The sequence below is a fragment of the Sediminicola luteus genome, from assembly GCF_040566555.1.
Classification (GTDB): Bacteria; Bacteroidota; Bacteroidia; order Flavobacteriales; family Flavobacteriaceae; genus Sediminicola.
The window spans coordinates 567,721-584,778 of record NZ_JBEWYP010000002.1; the positions used below are offsets into that span (position 1 = coordinate 567,721).

The window sequence follows — 17,058 nt, forward strand, 5'->3', positions numbered from 1 at the left end:
AAATAGAAAATGAAAAAATATTTAATATTAGTTGCCTTGTTGGCTATAGTGGCCTGCAAAAATAAATCGGAAAAGGACCCCAACGGTAAACTTAAAGTGGTAACCACTACGACCATGATTACCGATATGGTACAAAATATAGGAGGAGACGTCGTGGAAATCCAAGGACTCATGGGAAGTGGGGTAGATCCTCACTTGTATAAGGCGAGTGAAGGGGATGTCAGCAAACTGTTTAATGCAGATTTGGTCATTTACGGAGGTCTGCACCTAGAGGGAAAATTGGTGGAGATATTTGAAAAAATGGAAAGTCGAGGTAAAAAAACCATCGCAGTCGCAGATGCCATAGACACAAGTGAGTTAATTGGTTCGGAATATTTTGCTTCCAATTATGATCCCCACATTTGGTTTAATATTGGTTTTTGGAAGAAAATTACCCAATACACCACGGAAAAATTGAAGGAACAGGATCCAGAGAATGCAGATCTTTTTGATAAGAACAGCGCGGCCTATATTCAAAAATTGGAAGCCTTGGAAAAGGAAATAAAGCAAATTATTGAAACTTTGCCTCCAGAAAAGAGAATCTTGGTAACCGCCCATGACGCGTTCAATTATTTTGGGAATGCCTATGGGTTTGAGGTTGTTGGATTACAAGGGATTTCAACCGCTACCGAGGCAGGGGTTCAGGATGTTCAGGAACTCTCCAATTTTATTATCGATAAAAAGATTAAAGCCATTTTTGTTGAAACTTCTGTTCCAAGAAGAACAATTGAAGCCTTACAGTCTTCGGTTAAATCCAAGGGGCATGATGTGGCCATTGGTGGGAGTTTGTACTCAGATGCCCTTGGTAACAAAGGCACTGTGGAGGGAACGTATATAGGTATGTTCCTATTTAATGTGAATACCATCGTAAATGCTCTTAAATAGGGTAAAATAGAAAACCATGGAAAAGAACAATAAAATTGCCATCCAAATAGATGACCTTACCGTTGCTTATAATTATAAGCCGGTATTGTGGGATATTGATCTTGCCATTCCCGAAGGGGTGCTCATGGCGATTGTTGGTCCAAATGGTGCTGGCAAATCAACTTTGATAAAGGCTGTCTTAGGTATTATCAAACCTATCGCTGGAACAGTCACTGTATTCGGAGAGCCTTATAAAAAACAATATCAATTGGTGGCCTATGTGCCCCAAAAAGGGAGTGTGGACTGGGATTTCCCTACCACAGCTTTGGATGTAGTTTTGATGGGCACCTATGGCAGCCTGGGTTGGATAAAAAGACCTGGACAGAAACAAAAGAAGGAAGCCTTGGAAGCTTTGGAGAAAGTGGGAATGCTGGAATTTAAAAATAGACAGATTAGCCAATTGAGCGGGGGCCAACAACAACGTATTTTCTTGGCCAGGGCCTTGGTGCAAAATGCCAGTATTTATCTTATGGACGAACCTTTCCAAGGGGTCGATGCCACTACTGAACGCGCCATTGTGAACATCCTTAAAGAATTGCGTAAATCGGGCAAAACTGTGGTTGTAGTCCACCATGATCTACAGACCGTTCCGGAATATTTTGATTGGGTCACCTTTTTGAATGTTAAAAAAATTGCTACCGGTTCCGTCAAGGATATTTTTAACGATGATAACCTTACAAAAACATACGGGATCAATTATAAGGTTAGCGTTCTAAATTAATTTTAAAGAAAACAAATGTCACTACAAGAGTATTTTTCACTGGTAGTTAGCGATTACACCTTGCGGACCATAACCTTGGGGACCGCAGTACTAGGTTTAGTCTGTGGCCTGCTGGGTAGTTTTGCTGTTTTGAGGAAGCAAAGCTTATTGGGAGATGCCATATCACATGCCGCCTTGCCTGGAATTGTTATAGCATTTCTCATTACTGGGGCAAAAACAAGTAATACCCTCCTAATAGGGGCTTTGATCAGTGGCTTGATAGGAACTTTTTGGATCCGGGGAATTGTAAAAAAGACCCACTTGAAATCAGATACGGCATTGGGATTGATCCTATCCCTGTTTTTTGGTTTTGGAATGCTTTTGCTCACTTTTGTACAGAAAATGCCCAATGCACAGCAGGCAGGCTTGGATAAATATCTTTTTGGACAGGCAGCCACTTTGGTAGAGAGTGATGTTTGGTTGATGACCATCGTTATGATAATTAGCCTTTTGGTCTTGGCGGTTTTTTGGAAGGAATTTAAGGTGCTTCATTTTGATGCTGATTATACTAAATCCTTGGGTTTTAATACCCAGATTTTGGATATGCTCATCACTTCCCTCATTGTTCTTGCTATTGTCATCGGTCTGCAAACAGTGGGTGTTGTCCTAATGAGCGCCATGTTACTGGCACCGGCAGCTGCTGCTAGGCAATGGACAAATAAATTGGGAGTGATGGTATTCTTGGCCGCCATGTTCGGGGCGTTCTCTGGGATTCTGGGAACTGCGGTAAGCGCTAGCTCCAACAATCTTTCAACGGGACCAGTTATTGTGTTGATAGCTGCCGGGTTTGTGGTAGTGTCCTTTATCTTTTCCCCAGGTCGTGGACTACTGTTCAAGGAAATCAGACATTGGAAAAATAGGAACGATCTACAATTGCACAAAACCCTTGCATTTATGTACGATATTGCCAAAACCCATGAAAACGTATCACATCCACACGAAGTGAGAATCCTAAATAATTTTCAGGGGTACACTAAGAGTTCCCTTAAAAAATTGGCCGATAGGGAGTACATAACCATAGACGGATCTACATGGTCCCTGACCTTAAAAGGATTTGATAAGGCCATCAATTTATATAACCGACAAGAAAATTTGTATGAGTAGCGCACAATTGGAAATACAGTTAATTGCATGTATTGTGGCCATAGCCTGTGCCATCCCTGGCACTTTTCTGGTCTTAAGGAAAATGGCCATGATCAGTGATGCCATAAGCCATTCCATCCTTCCCGGAATTGTCGTGGGCTTTTTTCTTACGGAGGACCTAAATTCTCCATGGCTGATTTTGTTAGCAGCTTTCAGTGGTATTCTTACTGTAGTTTTAGTGGAGTATATTCAAAAAACTGGATTGGTAAAGGAGGATACGGCCATTGGTCTTGTTTTTCCGGCCCTTTTCAGTATTGGAGTCATCCTTATTGCCAAAAATGCGGGGGATGTCCATTTGGATATTGATGCCGTTCTCTTGGGGGAATTGGCTTTTGCCCCTTTTGATCGTTTGATGATCAATGGAACGGATATGGGTCCAAAATCTCTTTACGTTATTGGCACCATCTTACTGATTACCTTGGGCTTATTGATTGCCTTTTTCAAAGAGCTTAAATTGAGCACATTTGATACCCAATTGGCGGCTACTTTAGGTTTTTCCCCTGTAATAATGCACTATGGGCTTATGACCGTGGCCTCTGTAACTACCGTAGGGGCTTTTGATGCCGTTGGCGCTATTTTGGTAGTAGCCCTAATGATAGCTCCTGCCGCTATGGCCTATTTATTGACCAAGGATTTAAAGAAGATGTTATGGTTGTCCGTTTTATTTGGGATGATAGCCGCAATTCTTGGGTATTGGGTGGCACATTGGTTGGATGCATCCATTGCAGGCTCCATTACGACGGTTTTGGGAGTCTTGTTTCTTGCGGTTTATCTGTTTGCACCGAATACTGGATTGATATCTGTACTCTATCGTCAAAAACGCCAACAGGTAGAAGTTCACCTTCTAACCTTTTTGTTGCACTTACAGAATCACGAGGACATTGCAGAGCGACATATCAAGCATCTAAACGAGCACATCAATTGGCATGAGGTCACGGCCAAGTCGGTCTTGGACTTGGCCGTTAAAAACAATATGATAGTCATTGAGGATCAAATTATTTCCCTTACACCAAAAGGAGAAGTGTTTACTGCTGAAGCCATCAATTACATTATCACCAATAAAAGTGCGGCCATTGAGGAGATGAAAGATCGATTCTTCCTTTTTAGGGGATAGGGGGTTTATGTCCCTTGTGTTAGTGTTAAGGATTGATTAAGTTTAATCACTTATAAAATCTTGGACCATGCATAAAAAGTTCCGCTATTCTTCACCTTTTTTAACTCTTTTACAAATTCCCGAAGCTACTTTTTCCAATGAGGATATCCTTGATTTGGAATATATTTCCGATCATTAAATAACCGCCATTGGTGATGGTTGGGAAGCAACCCAGTTCGGTATTGTAGTTGTATCATGTATTGAAGTTAAAGAAAAAAGAAACTATTTTAGTGGAAATTCCAAAAGCTGTAAATAGGATTGCTAATAAGTCAAGTAAATATTAAATAGCACAGTCCTTGGCCTGTTTGGATAAACATAAAATAAAAAAAGACGAATAATGGGAAGAAAGAACAATAAACGACCTTGGATGCTCAACATGTTGATTGTGGTGACCATAATTGTGGTATTCCTTGTGTTTGCAGCTCATTATAAAAACTGGATCAGAACCGAAAATGATTCCATGGAAATCTTATCGGGTATCTATTACAAGGAATTGCGGTATGCCGAGATTGATAGTGTGGTAATGGTTCAAAAGATTCCTTCTTTGGAGAGGATCAATGGATTTTCTGCTATGGAGAGGGAAAAGGGGCTTTTTAAGGATAGTATCCATAAAACTGAGGTGTATATGTACGTGGATAGGCTATCACAACCCAAAATAAGGGTGGTCTACCAAGATTCGTTAAAGTTGTTCCTAAACCTTACCGATAGTACCGAAACCCAACAGATGTTTCAATTTTTAACGGATAAAATAAAACCAAATCAATAATAATATACTTTTAAAAAATACCGTTTACATTTGTGCCAACTTTTAGATCCAAATACAACTGTGAGATACTTTCTACTTACTATGCTTTTCCCGATCATAGCCTTTTCCCAAAATAATCTTTCAATAGATGTGGAAGGTGTGGCCTCTTCAGAGGGGCGCATCAGTGTTGCTGTTTACAATAATTCAACTGGATTTTTAAAGTTCGAAACTGTATACAGGAGTGATAGTACGGCGGCTAAAAAAAAGAAAACCAATTTGGTTATAACCAACCTGCCAAATGGAACCTATGCCTTGGCCGTTTTTCATGATAAAAATGGTAATGATAAGTTGGATACGAACTGGTTGGGGATACCCAAAGAGGCAATTGGATTTTCCAACGCCAAAATGAAAACATTCGGGCCTCCGAGCTTTGAGGACTGTGCTTTTAACCTTGAAGGTGATGCACAAATACGTTTAGAACTCAATTAAATTCTTCTGAACTATTGTGACCCCAATTATAGGGGAAGCAAAAATATAGTATTAGCCATAATTTTCATTTTAGAAATTATGCTATAGAATTTCTATCTTTAAAAAAAACAAAAATGATTTTACTGGTACCGTTTATTGGGGCTTTATATGGGATGTTGGCTGTAATTTTTGGTGCATTTGGTGCCCATGCCTTAAAAAAGACATTTTCAGAAGAACAACTAAAGAGTTTTGAAACAGGGGTTAAGTATCAGATGTATCACGCTATACTATTGGTCGTGCTAGGCTTTAACTTTGGTTTTAATTCTTCTTTGGAAACCTATATTGTTTATTGCTTTATCATAGGGACTTTTTTGTTTTCCTTTAGTATCTATGGCCTGTGTCTAAGCGCTGCCAAAGGAAAAAAATTACGGTTTTTAGGTCCAATTACTCCTATTGGTGGTTTGATACTGGTAATAGGTTGGGGCCTTTTATTGTATTCGTTTGTTGCCGAGGTTATTTAGTCATTACCTGAAACTTCATCCTTGGAGGTGAATTCCTTAATCGCCCTATTGGGTTCTATAATGGCATACCCCTTCCAAAACTCAGGATCGTATTTTGGCATATAGGTAGGCAATACTGAATTGTTTTCGCTAATAGCTTCGAATTGTGCCCTAGTGGTATTTTGGGTATCGAACACTACAATTTCAAATTTATTGGTACTGGAAATTCCCAGATCCATGTCCAACGAAAGTTCGTTTTGTTTTCGCCTGCCCTTTACATTTTTATTTTTTTCAATTATTTTTAATGGGCGTTTGATACCTGCAACACTCCCATTCTCCTTTTCTAAATAACGAAGGTTGTATCTATTGTCGTCTCCCTTATAAAAGATCATTTTTCCTTTGGAAAGGTGCTGATTCAAAGAAACCCCTAACAATTTAAAAGTGCGAACGGGCTTTACATTTTCATAATCTACCCTTGCTATTGCAAAGTCATCTGCATTGATATAAAGCGTTCCTCTATAATCCTCGGAACCTTTTGGTTCAAAATTAATGACGTAAACAGGGTCACTCCCCAAATAGGTGAAATCATCGAGTTTAAAATTGTATCTGCGCTGCTTCCAAAGGAAATTAAGATTGGAATCCTCCATAAAAAAGAGCTGTTCCATAAGCTTGGAAATAGTGATCTTCCTGTATTTGGCAAAATTTTCCTTTCGTTCTGCAGTGTTCTTTTTTTCTTCTTCCAATTTCTTGTTCAAAGCTGCTACATCACTGGAGTCCACTTCGGTTGCAAATAGTTCATCAGCATCCATTTTTGTGCCGAAAAAGCCTGATTTGATCTTAAAATAAGAATCGGTCTTTACATTTTTCTTTATGATGTTATTGAACTTGTTTTCCAATGCCTCAAGGTCTAGAGCACTGTTTTTGTCATAAAGTTCAGAAGCTTTAATGAGATCAATCTTTTGTTTTTTATTGTCAAAATTGCCATAAAAATCACAGAGCACTTCAGTGTAACGGGCATCAACTTTTGGCACCGTTTGTATCACACTGTCCAAAAAGGATTTGTTAAAGGCGTCTATGGTGGATTCTAGGTCGGAATACTTTGATCTGTACAGGTGCTGGTAGTAATATTCCCTAAAAAACAATCGTCTTTTGGTTAGGTCTCGATTGTAATTTCTATCGAGATTAGATTTTACCAGATCAAGGATGTCATCTGCACTGTATTGTTTGTTGGAAACAATGACGGAGTTAAGGGCTATGGGTTTAGGTGTCAAATAAACCAAACTGTCTTTAAATTGACCAATGGACCTTCCCAACGATTCATATCCCATACAGGAAATGAACAAGGAGTCGGTACTCTTGGAGGTGTTGTCCAGCATAAGGGCAAACTGGCCTTCCTCATTGGAGATAACACCACGGTTATTTCCCATTTGAATTGTAGCATAAGGAATTGCCTGTAGGGTGGACGAGTCCAATAGTTTGCCAGAAACAACCTGTGCTTGAAGGCATATAATCCCCAAGAGAAACAATAGGGATGGGAAAAAGAAATGCTTTAAGGTCATGGACTAATTTCAGTTGGAGTTTTACAAATCAATGAATAGAAATTTAGGTAACCTTGGTATTTGGCATTTTGTTATGACCTATTTATGGTTTTTTAACATAAAAGGAAAATATAGTAAGAGTGTGCTTTATAAAGACAAGAGTGGCAATAATAGGATATAGGTGATTAATGGCAACCACAATTCCCGTCGCCACAATTTTTGACCCCTCTTTTTTTAGAGGCAAATACGGTACTGGGCAAGAAGAATTTTTTGACGATATAACCTACTGCCAAGATCAAAGTGACGTATACTAATATGTTTTGAAACAGTTCCATTTTACTTTAAGATTTGATAGGCGATCAATGCTACAATATACGCAAAAATGCTCATAAACACAAGCTGTGCGGCTGGCCACTTCCACGTATTGGTCTCCCTTTTTACTACGGCCAGGGTGCTCATGCATTGCATGGCAAAGGCATAAAATAACAAGAGGGAGATTCCAGATGCCATGTTGAACAATGGCTTCTTGGTGAATGTGTTAACTTCTGCGGACATCCTATTTTTAATGGTCTCCTCCTCGTCACTTCCAACGCTATAGATTGTGGCCAAGGTGCCAACAAAAACTTCCCTGGCGGCAAAGGATGTCAATACAGCTATTCCAATCTTCCAATCATACCCCAAGGGTTTCACTATCGGTTCAATTGCTTTCCCCATATAGCCCATGTAAGAATTCTCCAATTTATAGCTGGAAATCTCTTGGTTTAAAGCTCTTTCATTTAAAAGTTGTCTTTTCCGTACAACAGAATCCTGTAAGGCATTGGGTGAAAGTTGATTTTCCTGCAATGCTACCTGGTACGAAGCTAAGGTGTTATCCATGTTGGACGTATTGTAATCGGTAAAACCTTCCTTTGCAATGCGCTCTTTAACAAGTTTTTCTGCATTTTCGAATTCGTCTGAAAAACCATTGGAACCTAAAAACCATAGAATAATTGAAATCGCCAAAATGATTTTACCGGCACCGAAGACAAAACTTTTTGTTTTTTCCAAAACCGTATAGGCCACATTTTTTAAAAGTGGGAGCTTGTAGTTGGGCATTTCAACCACAAAAAAGGATTTAGTCTTGATCTTTAAGATCTTATTGAGGATCATGGCAGAAATAATTGCCGCTCCAAAGCCTATCAGGTATAGCAACATTAAGGTCAGGGCTTGGTAACTTAGCCCTAGAAAACGGCCTTCTGGAATCACCAAGGCAATGATAATAAGATAAACAGGCAATCTTGCCGAACAGGTCGTAAATGGGGTGACCAAAATGGTAATCAACCGTTCCTTCCAATTTTCTATAGTCCTGGTCGCCATAACGGCGGGGATGGCGCAGGCTGTTCCTGAAATTAAGGGGACAATGCTTTTTCCACTTAATCCAAACGGTCTCATTAGTCGATCCATCAAAAAGACCACCCTGCTCATATAACCGGTTTCTTCCAATAAGGAGATGAACAAGAACAAAAAGGCAATTTGGGGGATAAAAATGACAATGCCTCCAATACCGGTAAGAATACCTTCCGCAATAAGATTGGTGAACTGGCCGGGGGGAAGGGTAGCTTTTACCCACTCACTTCCAAAGACAAAAAGTTCATCAATAAAATCCATTGGGTAGCTGCTCCAATCATAGATCGCCTGAAAGATGGTCAAGAGAATCAAAAAGAATATTAGATACCCAAAAACTTTATGGGTAAGAATTTTGTCCAAAGTGGCCCTGAATCCTTTTGCGGCATTAACATCAACCTTATAAGCTTGTTTTAGGACTCCATTTATGAATTGGTAACGCAAGATGGTTTCCTTTTGCTGTAGTCTTTTTAATTCTGATTTGGTTTTTGTTACAAAGGAAGAGGTGTTCTTGGTCAGAATTTTTTCAATGGGGGTAAAGTTCACATCCTGTGTAATGACCAACCACAGTTTGTAGAGGTCTTCCTTTGGAAAAGTCTCTTTTAAGCGCTCAAAATATTCAGGCGCAATGATTTTTGTATCCACATTGGGTGTGGTGGACAAATTTTTATAATCCGCGATGAGTTCTTTGATGCGTTCTACTCCTGTACCATTACGGGTACTAACTAGGGCTATTTTGGTATTTAATTGCTCCTCCAATAAAGGAATATCCAGAGAAATCCCTTTGCGCGACATTCTGTCGGCCATATTGATGACGAGAATGGACGGAATTCTTAAATCTTTTATTTGGGTGAATAAGAGCAGGTTTCGCTTCAAATTTTCCACATCCGTAATCACTACGGCCACATCGGGAAAATCCTTATCATTTTTATTGAGTAAAAGCTCCACTGCCACACTCTCATCCAGGGAGGTGGTGTTGAGGCTATATGTCCCAGGTAAATCTAGAATGTGGGCCTTAACGCCTCGGGGCAGCTTACAGATGCCCTCCTTCTTTTCAACTGTGATTCCGGGATAATTACCAACTTTTTGCTTTAGTCCTGTAAGTTGGTTAAATACTGAAGTTTTACCTGTATTGGGGTTGCCTATGAGGGCTACATTGATGCTTTTGCTCATAAAACTGCATTATCAACAATTATCTCCAACTCAATTTGAAGGGCAACTTCCCTTCTTATGGCAATGTGTGAACCGTTTACGTTGATATAGATAGGATCATTCAGGGGTGCCACTTGTACCATTTCCACTTCATTGCCAGGCAGGCAACCAAGTTCCAATAGTTTTATGGGTAGGATGTCATCAGCAAATTCCTTGATGATTCCCTTCTGTCCTCTCTTTAAATGTGCGACGGTCGTAATCAATTTTTATTTAGATTGATTTTAATTAAGAGCAAAAATAAGGGAAAAATATCGATTTAAAGTCTAATTATTTACTAAAAATGGAAAGGTTTTACTGTGTGTAGGACGCTTTAAGAATTTTCAAATCTTCTAAAAGTTTTTCTATCTCCTCCTTTTTGGTGCCGTCATAAAAACCTCTTATTCGTCTTTCCTTGTCCACCAGGATAAAATTTTCGGTATGGATCATGTCGTATGGACCGCCATCCCCATCAGTTTTAACTGCCAGATAGGATTTTCTAGCGAGGTTATAAATTTCCTTTTTGTCACCGGTCACCAGATTCCATTTTGTGTCGTTCACCCCCTTTTCCAAAGCGTATTTTTTTAGTTGGGGAACGGAATCAATCACAGGGGTTACCGAGTGGGAGAGTAAAAGTACATCTGAATCATCGATGACCTTTTCTTGGATCTCTGCCATGTTTTTGGTCATTATTGGGCAAATGGTAGGGCAGGTGGTAAAGAAGAAATCAGCAATATATATTTTGTCCTTGTAATTATCTTGGGTAATGGTTTTACCATTTTGGTTGGTCAAGGAGAAATCTGCTATGGTATGGTATTTTTTTACATGCTGTAGTGTGCTGTCCACCAATTCGCCATTTACCATGGAGGGTTGATAAACTGGAAGGTTCTCCTGGGGTTGGAGGGCATTATAGAATAAATAAATGATGATGGCCGAAAGTACCAGCATCACCATAAAAAAAAGCCTGTACTTAGCGAAAAAGGAACGCATGTTTTTTTTTCAAAGGTACGGTAGTTACAAAAATCAGTCAAAGAATTGAATCCCCTTTCGTGCTAAATCTTTCTTAAAATAAAAAATGGTCAAAATTGTTTCTTTTTTTAGACCCCCTAAAAGTGTATTTTTGTGCGTTTTAATTTTAGATAAATATAGATGAGTCCAATATTGGTTCAAACCATACAGTTTTTTTTAAGTCTTTCCTTGTTGATCGTCCTACACGAAATGGGGCATTTTATTCCAGCGAAATTATTTAAGACCAAGGTGGAGAAATTCTACCTCTTTTTCGATATCAAATTTTCACTCTTTAAAAAGAAAATAGGAGGAACCGAGTACGGTATCGGTTGGTTGCCTTTGGGTGGCTACGTGAAGATTGCCGGAATGATCGATGAGAGCATGGACACCGAGGCTATGAAAGAGGAGCCGAAACCGTGGGAGTTCAGAAGCAAGCCAGCTTGGCAGCGATTAATTATTATGCTCGGTGGTGTGACTGTCAACTTTTTATTGGCTGTGGTCATTTATATCGGTATGGCCTATTCCTATGGAGACCAGTATATTCCTATGGAAAGTCTGGAAGGTGGTATTTTTGTGAGGGAAAAGGTAATAGGTGATAAATTAGGGGTACAAACGGGAGATAAAATCGTTGCGGTAGACGGTGAAAAAGTAGACAATTTTGATGATTTGTTCTTGGAAATTGTCAACGGGAACAGTATTACCATCGATAGGGATGGAGAAGTTTTTGAACAAGCGATCCCAGTAGATTTTATCGCGACCCTAATCGAGGATGAGGAAAAAGCTAGATTTATTGGGATCAGGCATCCTTTTATTATTAAAGAAATATCCAAGGATTCTCATAATAAAGGAGTAGATCTAAAGGAAAGAGATAGGGTGATTGCCATTGGAGGTGATGAGATTGCTTATTTTGATCAGGCTGAACCTTTGTTGGAAAAATATGCAGGACAAAATATTGACCTTAAAGTCGCAAGTAGTGATGGTACTCTTAAAAATGTAAATGTAAAGGTATCCCAGGATGGGAAACTGGGGGTTGCAGTGGGAGTCTTGACTATGCAAGAATATTCTGATATGGGAGTTTTTAAGATCGAAACCCAAAAGTATACCTTTTTGGAAGCGATTCCTGCAGGAATAGACAAAGGAGTGACAACACTGACCGGGTATGTAAAGCAATTGAAAAAAATATTTAATCCTGAAACAGGAGCTTATAAAGGCGTCGGTGGTTTTGCAGCCATCGGTAGTATGTTCCCTGATACTTGGAACTGGGAGATCTTTTGGGGGACTACGGCTCTTATATCCATCATTCTGGCCTTTATGAACATTTTGCCCATCCCAGCATTGGACGGTGGTCACGTGATGTTCCTATTGTACGAAATGATTTCTGGAAGAAAGCCAAGTGATAAGTTTTTAGAATACGCCCAGATGGTCGGATTCTTCTTATTGATAGGGTTATTGCTGTTCGCAAATGGCAATGATATCTACAAATGGCTTTTTAAATAAAAAAACCCTATTTATTTGTTTGGTACATTTGAAAAAACATATATATTTGCACCCGCCTAAGCAATAGTTTAGGTGTGAAACTCCTCCTTAGCTCAGTTGGTTAGAGCATCTGACTGTTAATCAGAGGGTCCTTGGTTCGAGCCCAAGAGGGGGAGCAAAATACAGAGCTGCACGCAAGTGCGGCTCTTTTTTGTTGGTACCTGTCCCAAAATTAATCTTCAGAAACAGGATGGAAGGGTTGTTCCAATAAACTGTCCAGAAACCAAAGACAAACTTAAGAGGTAGTAGGAAGTGTTAGTGTCTTAATTAGTCTTTTGCTTAAAGCTATATAAATAAGGTGCTTTGTTCGCTGCTCCGGTGAATTTCTTTTCCTGACGATCAAGAATATCAAGGTCTAGCATTTTTTTTTGAAAATTACTTCTGCGAAAGGACTTGTCATAGACTGTCTCATATAAGTGTTGGAGTTCTTTCATTGTAAATTTTTCAGAAAGAACGTTAAAGCCTAAGAGTTTGCTATCTAAATTTAGGCACATCGCATCCAGTGCTTTGCCAACCTGTTTACGATGATCCAAAATCATATTGGGCAAATTCTTAATATCGCACCAATCAATAGATTGATCTATATCAGTCAATTTTGGAACTACTTTATTAATATCCACCAGAGTATAGTAGCCAATTGATATAAAGCGCTGGCTTAGCCATTCGAAAGTGTAATCTTTCAACTTAAGAGCGGAAAATTTATCTTCGTTCGTCGCACGTAATGTATTTAATAGGTCCAGATTGTTTCGTGGAACTTCTCCAAAAACACCATATTGCTCTAGGAAGATATCCTTTATTCCAGTTCTATCTTCTAAAATTCTTTGTGCTGCCTTATCTATGCCCTCTTCTTGTAATATGAAACCACCAGGTAATGCCCAAAAGTCCCCTTCAAAGTCGAGCTTGGGGACCAATACCTTGAGTTGATTATGCGTATAGCCAAATACGACGCAATCAATAGAAAGCTGATCAATATATTTTTTATTGGTGTTCAAGATGATGTTTATTTAAATACAACAAGGTATTAATTAGTAAAGGTTAATGTTCTAATCATTATAATCATGACCCTGCATTGATTTTATAACAAAACTAAGAAATATTCTTTAATGTCTTTTTAATAGACAATAAAGTATATTTTATATATTTGGTTTATCTCTAAACTATTACTCATGAAATCCAATGTCATTCTTACCAGTTGTATTGCCCTTATTTTTTGTTTTAATGCATGTACTGAAAAGCAGAAAGCAACATTGCTGGTTTTTAGTAAAACTGACGGATTTCGTCATGAATCCATTAATGCTGGTAAAGATGCCTTGTTGAAGATGTCCAAAGAAAAAGATTTTAATGTGACCTTTTCTGAAGATGCCGCTCTGTTCAATGATAACGAATTAAAACAATACGGTGCAGTGGTATTTTTGAATACTACAGGGGATATCTTGAATGATGAACAACAGAATTCCTTTGAGCGATACATACAGGCCGGAGGTGGTTATGTAGGGATCCATTCTGCAACGGATACCGAATATTCATGGCCTTGGTATGGAGAATTGGCCGGGGCCTATTTTCAGGATCATCCTTCGGATCCCAGCAATGTTCAGAAAGGCAAGTTCACTGTAACTAAAAAAGACCATTGGGCAACCAAAGGTATGCCTGATGAATTTGAACGAGAGGATGAATTTTATAGTTTTAAAAATATTTCGCCCAAAATAAATGTGGTTTTGACCATTGATGACAAAAGCTATATTGGCGGAAGTAATCCAGATTACCATCCCATGAGCTGGTATCAGGAATATGATGGGGGTCGTTCTTTTTATACGGCTATGGGCCATACGGATGAAACATACTCGGAGCCACTTTTCTTAAATCATCTTTGGGCCGGGATTCATTACGCCATTGGGGGAGACACCCCAAAACCTTTGGATTATGCCATGGCAAAGCCAGAGGAAAACCGATTTACTAAGGTTGTTTTAGCTGATAAATTGGATGAGCCCATTGAATTGTCAGTACTAGATGACAATAGGATATTGTTCATTCAGCGAAAAGGGGAGGTTAGGATATTCAACTTAAAAACCAATGAGCTAAAAACAATTGCTACAATTCCCGTAAGTACCAAATATGTCAATAAAGAGGGCAAGGAATCAATGGGAGAAGATGGCCTTTTGGGATTAAATAAGGACCCGAATTTCTCTGAAAACCATTGGATATATCTATATTATTCACATATAGAAGAATCAGCAAATGTCCTTTCAAGATTTGAATTGAAAGGAGATGAATTGTTGATGGAATCTGAAAAAGTACTATTAAAAATTCCCACCCAAAGGGAGGAATGTTGCCATACAGGGGGATCCATAGCATGGGATAAGGAAGGAAATCTGTATTTATCAACTGGGGACAACACTAATCCCCATGGCTCAGATGGATACAGTCCAAGCGATGAGCGCGAAGGGAGAAGTCCATGGGATGCCCAAAAGTCTTCTGCGAATACCAACGATCTTCGAGGCAAGATAATTAGAATCAAACCAAATCCTGACGGCACCTATACCATCCCGGAAGGGAATCTATTTCCACAGGGAACACCCAAAACACGTCCTGAAATTTATACAATGGGGCATCGGAACCCGTATCGTATTTCTGTAGATCAGCATACTGGTTTTGTATACTGGGGAGAAGTGGGTCCTGATGCATCCAAGCCAGATTCACTTAGAGGACCTGCGGGTCATGACGAATTGGGACAAGCCAGAAAAGCGGGCAATTATGGATGGCCTCATTTTGTAGGGGATAATAAGGCCTATAACAAATATGATTTTCAGAACAACAAATCCTTGGCCAAATGGGACGTCAATACTCCTATGAATACCTCGCCAAACAATACAGGTTTGGAGCAATTACCGGCCGCGCAAAAAGCTTTCGTATGGTATCCGTATGGGGAATCCACAGAGTTTCCATTGGTTGGTAGTGGCGGTAGAAATGCTATGGCCGGTCCTGTTTTTTATTCAGAGGATTTTAAAAACGCTGAAAGGGCATTCCCCAAGTATTACGATGGCAAATTCTTCGCTTACGAATGGATGCGTGGTTGGATAATGTCTATAACGATGGACAAGGAAGGTAATCTGGCCTCTATGGAACGTTTCATGCCAAATTATAGATTTAGCAACCCTATGGATATGGAATTTGCTTCCAATGGAGATTTGTACATGTTGGAATATGGGTCGGGTTGGTTTACGGCCAATGATGATGCCCGTTTAATTAGGATTGAATACAACGGAGGCAATCGCAAACCGCAGATTCAAATGGCCGCCAATAAAATGGGTGGGGCCGTACCGTTTAATTTAAAGCTAAGTGCAGCAGGAACGGTTGATGCCGATTTTGATGAATTGAATTATACATGGGAAATTATCTCAAACAAAAACTTCAAAAAAACTTTAAAAGGCCCGGATACAAACCTTACCCTTGGTGACATTGGTGTTTATAAAGTTTTACTGACTGTAGATGACGGCCACGGAGGAATAAATACTCAGGCTATGGAAGTTGTAGCCGGTAACGAACCACCAGTACTTACTTTGGAAATGCCTAAAAACAATAAGAGCTTCTATGTGCCAAATGCTTCTTTGGACTATACAATTAAAGTGTTCGACAAGGAAGATGGAAGTCTTGATAAGGGCATTGATTCGGAGGAAGTAGCCGTCAATATTGATTATTTGGCGGAAGGATATGATAAAATTGAAATAGCACAGGGACATAGAAGTGCAGACGAGTCAACACAGCATGCCGCGGGTAAAAAAGCAATGGATGCAAGTGACTGTATGGCCTGCCATAAGTCAAAAGAAAAGTCAATTGGGCCTTCTTATTTTGAGGTTGCGAAAAAGTATAAGGACGAGCCAAAGGCATTGGAATACCTTAGTAAAAAGATAATATCTGGCGGCGGAGGTGTTTGGGGAGAAATGGCTATGGCAGCACACCCCCAATTATCTGCCAAGGAAGCATCTGATATTGCACAATATATTTTGAGCATGGCGGACCAAAAACCTAAAGAGAAAACCCTGCCCACCAAAGGAGCGTTTGTGGCAAAAGTACCGGACAATGATCTAGGGAACGGGGTGTATATCGTTAGGGCTGCTTATTCCGATAAGGGCGCCAACGGCATGCCTTCGTTACAAGCTGAAAAGTCTTTCGTACTTAGATCTGCCAAAGTGGATGTACATGGTTTTGATGCCTATGTTGATGTTAATAAAATGTCATTTGGAGGTAATAATTTGGCTATTCCCGCAAAATCCGATGCCTATATGGTACTTGACCAGATAGATTTGAACGGCATTTCATCCATACAGTTTGCAGCGGCGGCACCAATAGCCCAGTTAAATGCAGCTGGGGGCAAAATTGAAGTACGTTTAGGAAATCCAGAGGGTACCTTACTAGGCGAAACCAATTTCATAAAAGCTTCCGACGCAATGGGATTTGCGCCTAGCATACTTAACTCCCCTATAGCCTTAAAAGGTGATTATGATGGAAAGCCCCAAGATCTATATCTGGTTTTTGTAAATAAGAATGCAGGGGAGGGTCAGTCACTCATGGTAGTGATGGGTATTGAAATTAAAATGAATAATAATTAACTGGGATACCTCTTACATCTTTAGGTGAGACCTATATAAGATACCCAAATGGGAAGAAAAAAAGAG

Annotated in this window: 15 protein-coding genes and 1 tRNA gene; 10 read left to right on the plus strand and 6 right to left on the minus strand. The window is 39.5% G+C overall.

Features of this window, described 5'->3' with window-relative positions; translation table 11 throughout:
• Nucleotides 1-9 precede the first annotated feature (9 nt).
• From ABXZ32_RS06150 to ABXZ32_RS06180, 7 genes are all read left to right on the plus strand, one after another.
• On the plus strand, nt 10-924 hold the full coding sequence (locus ABXZ32_RS06150) for a metal ABC transporter solute-binding protein, Zn/Mn family (RefSeq protein WP_354617792.1): 915 nt from the start codon (nt 10-12) through the stop codon (nt 922-924).
• 16 nt (nt 925-940) lie between these two features.
• A complete protein-coding gene (locus tag ABXZ32_RS06155) occupies nt 941-1,684 on the plus strand; it encodes a metal ABC transporter ATP-binding protein (RefSeq protein WP_062056550.1) in 744 nt (247 codons plus the stop codon).
• Nucleotides 1,685-1,699: 15 nt separating this feature from the next.
• Nucleotides 1,700-2,827 (plus strand): metal ABC transporter permease, encoded by a 1,128-nt coding sequence (locus tag ABXZ32_RS06160; RefSeq protein WP_354617793.1) that lies wholly within the window; start codon nt 1,700-1,702, stop codon nt 2,825-2,827.
• Nucleotides 2,820-3,980, plus strand: coding sequence for a metal ABC transporter permease (locus tag ABXZ32_RS06165; RefSeq protein WP_354617794.1), 1,161 nt, complete (start codon nt 2,820-2,822; stop codon nt 3,978-3,980). The genes ABXZ32_RS06160 and ABXZ32_RS06165 overlap by 8 nt, the downstream gene beginning before the upstream one ends.
• 376 nt (nt 3,981-4,356) lie before the next feature.
• On the plus strand, nt 4,357-4,785 hold the full coding sequence (locus tag ABXZ32_RS06170; protein WP_354617795.1) for a hypothetical protein: 429 nt from the start codon (nt 4,357-4,359) through the stop codon (nt 4,783-4,785).
• 60 nt (nt 4,786-4,845) lie between these two features.
• Nucleotides 4,846-5,253: a DUF2141 domain-containing protein gene (locus ABXZ32_RS06175; RefSeq protein WP_354617796.1), complete on the plus strand. Its 408-nt coding sequence runs from the start codon at nt 4,846-4,848 to the stop codon at nt 5,251-5,253.
• Nucleotides 5,254-5,366: 113 nt separating this feature from the next.
• The gene (locus ABXZ32_RS06180; RefSeq protein WP_354617797.1) at nt 5,367-5,753 is read left to right on the plus strand and encodes a DUF423 domain-containing protein; all 387 of its coding nucleotides are present in this window, start codon (nt 5,367-5,369) and stop codon (nt 5,751-5,753) included.
• Here the strand turns inward: ABXZ32_RS06180 and ABXZ32_RS06185 are convergent.
• From ABXZ32_RS06185 to ABXZ32_RS06205, 5 genes are all read right to left on the minus strand, one after another.
• Nucleotides 5,750-7,291 carry a carboxypeptidase-like regulatory domain-containing protein gene (locus tag ABXZ32_RS06185; protein ID WP_354617798.1) on the minus strand — a complete coding sequence of 514 codons (1,542 nt, stop codon included), beginning with the start codon at nt 7,289-7,291 and terminating at the stop codon, nt 5,750-5,752. The genes ABXZ32_RS06180 and ABXZ32_RS06185 overlap by 4 nt on opposite strands.
• A 164-nt stretch (nt 7,292-7,455) precedes the next feature.
• Nucleotides 7,456-7,605: a hypothetical protein gene (locus tag ABXZ32_RS06190; protein ID WP_354617799.1), complete on the minus strand. Its 150-nt coding sequence runs from the start codon at nt 7,603-7,605 to the stop codon at nt 7,456-7,458.
• Nucleotide 7,606: 1 nt separating this feature from the next.
• Nucleotides 7,607-9,826 carry a ferrous iron transport protein B gene (gene feoB, locus ABXZ32_RS06195; protein WP_354617800.1) on the minus strand — a complete coding sequence of 740 codons (2,220 nt, stop codon included), beginning with the start codon at nt 9,824-9,826 and terminating at the stop codon, nt 7,607-7,609.
• Nucleotides 9,823-10,068, minus strand: coding sequence for a FeoA family protein (locus ABXZ32_RS06200; RefSeq protein ID WP_062056535.1), 246 nt, complete (start codon nt 10,066-10,068; stop codon nt 9,823-9,825). Before ABXZ32_RS06200 ends, feoB begins: the two co-directional genes overlap by 4 nt.
• Before the next feature lie 88 nt (nt 10,069-10,156).
• Complete coding sequence (locus ABXZ32_RS06205; RefSeq protein ID WP_354617801.1) at nt 10,157-10,831, minus strand: SCO family protein; 675 nt, start codon at nt 10,829-10,831, stop codon at nt 10,157-10,159.
• Nucleotides 10,832-10,990: 159 nt separating this feature from the next.
• Here ABXZ32_RS06205 and rseP point away from each other — a divergent pair, with 159 nt between their 5' ends.
• Together rseP and ABXZ32_RS06215 are read left to right on the plus strand one after the other, a co-directional pair.
• Nucleotides 10,991-12,346, plus strand: coding sequence for an RIP metalloprotease RseP (gene rseP / locus ABXZ32_RS06210; protein ID WP_354617802.1), 1,356 nt, complete (start codon nt 10,991-10,993; stop codon nt 12,344-12,346).
• A gap of 81 nt (nt 12,347-12,427) precedes the next feature.
• Nucleotides 12,428-12,501, plus strand: a tRNA-Asn gene (locus ABXZ32_RS06215).
• Nucleotides 12,502-12,648: 147 nt separating this feature from the next.
• Here ABXZ32_RS06215 and ABXZ32_RS06220 read toward each other — a convergent pair.
• Nucleotides 12,649-13,377, minus strand: coding sequence for an NUDIX hydrolase (locus ABXZ32_RS06220; protein WP_354617803.1), 729 nt, complete (start codon nt 13,375-13,377; stop codon nt 12,649-12,651).
• A 174-nt stretch (nt 13,378-13,551) separates the two neighbouring features.
• Here ABXZ32_RS06220 and ABXZ32_RS06225 point away from each other — a divergent pair, with 174 nt between their 5' ends.
• The gene (locus ABXZ32_RS06225; protein ID WP_354617804.1) at nt 13,552-16,992 is read left to right on the plus strand and encodes a ThuA domain-containing protein; all 3,441 of its coding nucleotides are present in this window, start codon (nt 13,552-13,554) and stop codon (nt 16,990-16,992) included.
• Nucleotides 16,993-17,058: the final 66 nt, after the last annotated feature.

Bases quoted from the DNA above. Each gene is read 5' to 3' on its own strand.
- rseP (WP_354617802.1), top strand. From the start codon at position 10,991: ATGAGTCCAATATTGGTTCAAACCATACAGTTTTTTTTAAGTCTTTCC.
- ABXZ32_RS06185 (WP_354617798.1), bottom strand. From the start codon at position 7,291: ATGACCTTAAAGCATTTCTTTTTCCCATCCCTATTGTTTCTCTTGGGG.
- ABXZ32_RS06165 (WP_354617794.1), top strand. From the start codon at position 2,820: ATGAGTAGCGCACAATTGGAAATACAGTTAATTGCATGTATTGTGGCC.
- ABXZ32_RS06170 (WP_354617795.1), top strand. From the start codon at position 4,357: ATGGGAAGAAAGAACAATAAACGACCTTGGATGCTCAACATGTTGATT.
- ABXZ32_RS06190 (WP_354617799.1), bottom strand. From the start codon at position 7,605: ATGGAACTGTTTCAAAACATATTAGTATACGTCACTTTGATCTTGGCA.
- ABXZ32_RS06225 (WP_354617804.1), top strand. From the start codon at position 13,552: ATGAAATCCAATGTCATTCTTACCAGTTGTATTGCCCTTATTTTTTGT.
- ABXZ32_RS06205 (WP_354617801.1), bottom strand. From the start codon at position 10,831: ATGCGTTCCTTTTTCGCTAAGTACAGGCTTTTTTTTATGGTGATGCTG.
- ABXZ32_RS06180 (WP_354617797.1), top strand. From the start codon at position 5,367: ATGATTTTACTGGTACCGTTTATTGGGGCTTTATATGGGATGTTGGCT.
- ABXZ32_RS06160 (WP_354617793.1), top strand. From the start codon at position 1,700: ATGTCACTACAAGAGTATTTTTCACTGGTAGTTAGCGATTACACCTTG.
- ABXZ32_RS06155 (WP_062056550.1), top strand. From the start codon at position 941: ATGGAAAAGAACAATAAAATTGCCATCCAAATAGATGACCTTACCGTT.
- feoB (WP_354617800.1), bottom strand. From the start codon at position 9,826: ATGAGCAAAAGCATCAATGTAGCCCTCATAGGCAACCCCAATACAGGT.
- ABXZ32_RS06150 (WP_354617792.1), top strand. From the start codon at position 10: ATGAAAAAATATTTAATATTAGTTGCCTTGTTGGCTATAGTGGCCTGC.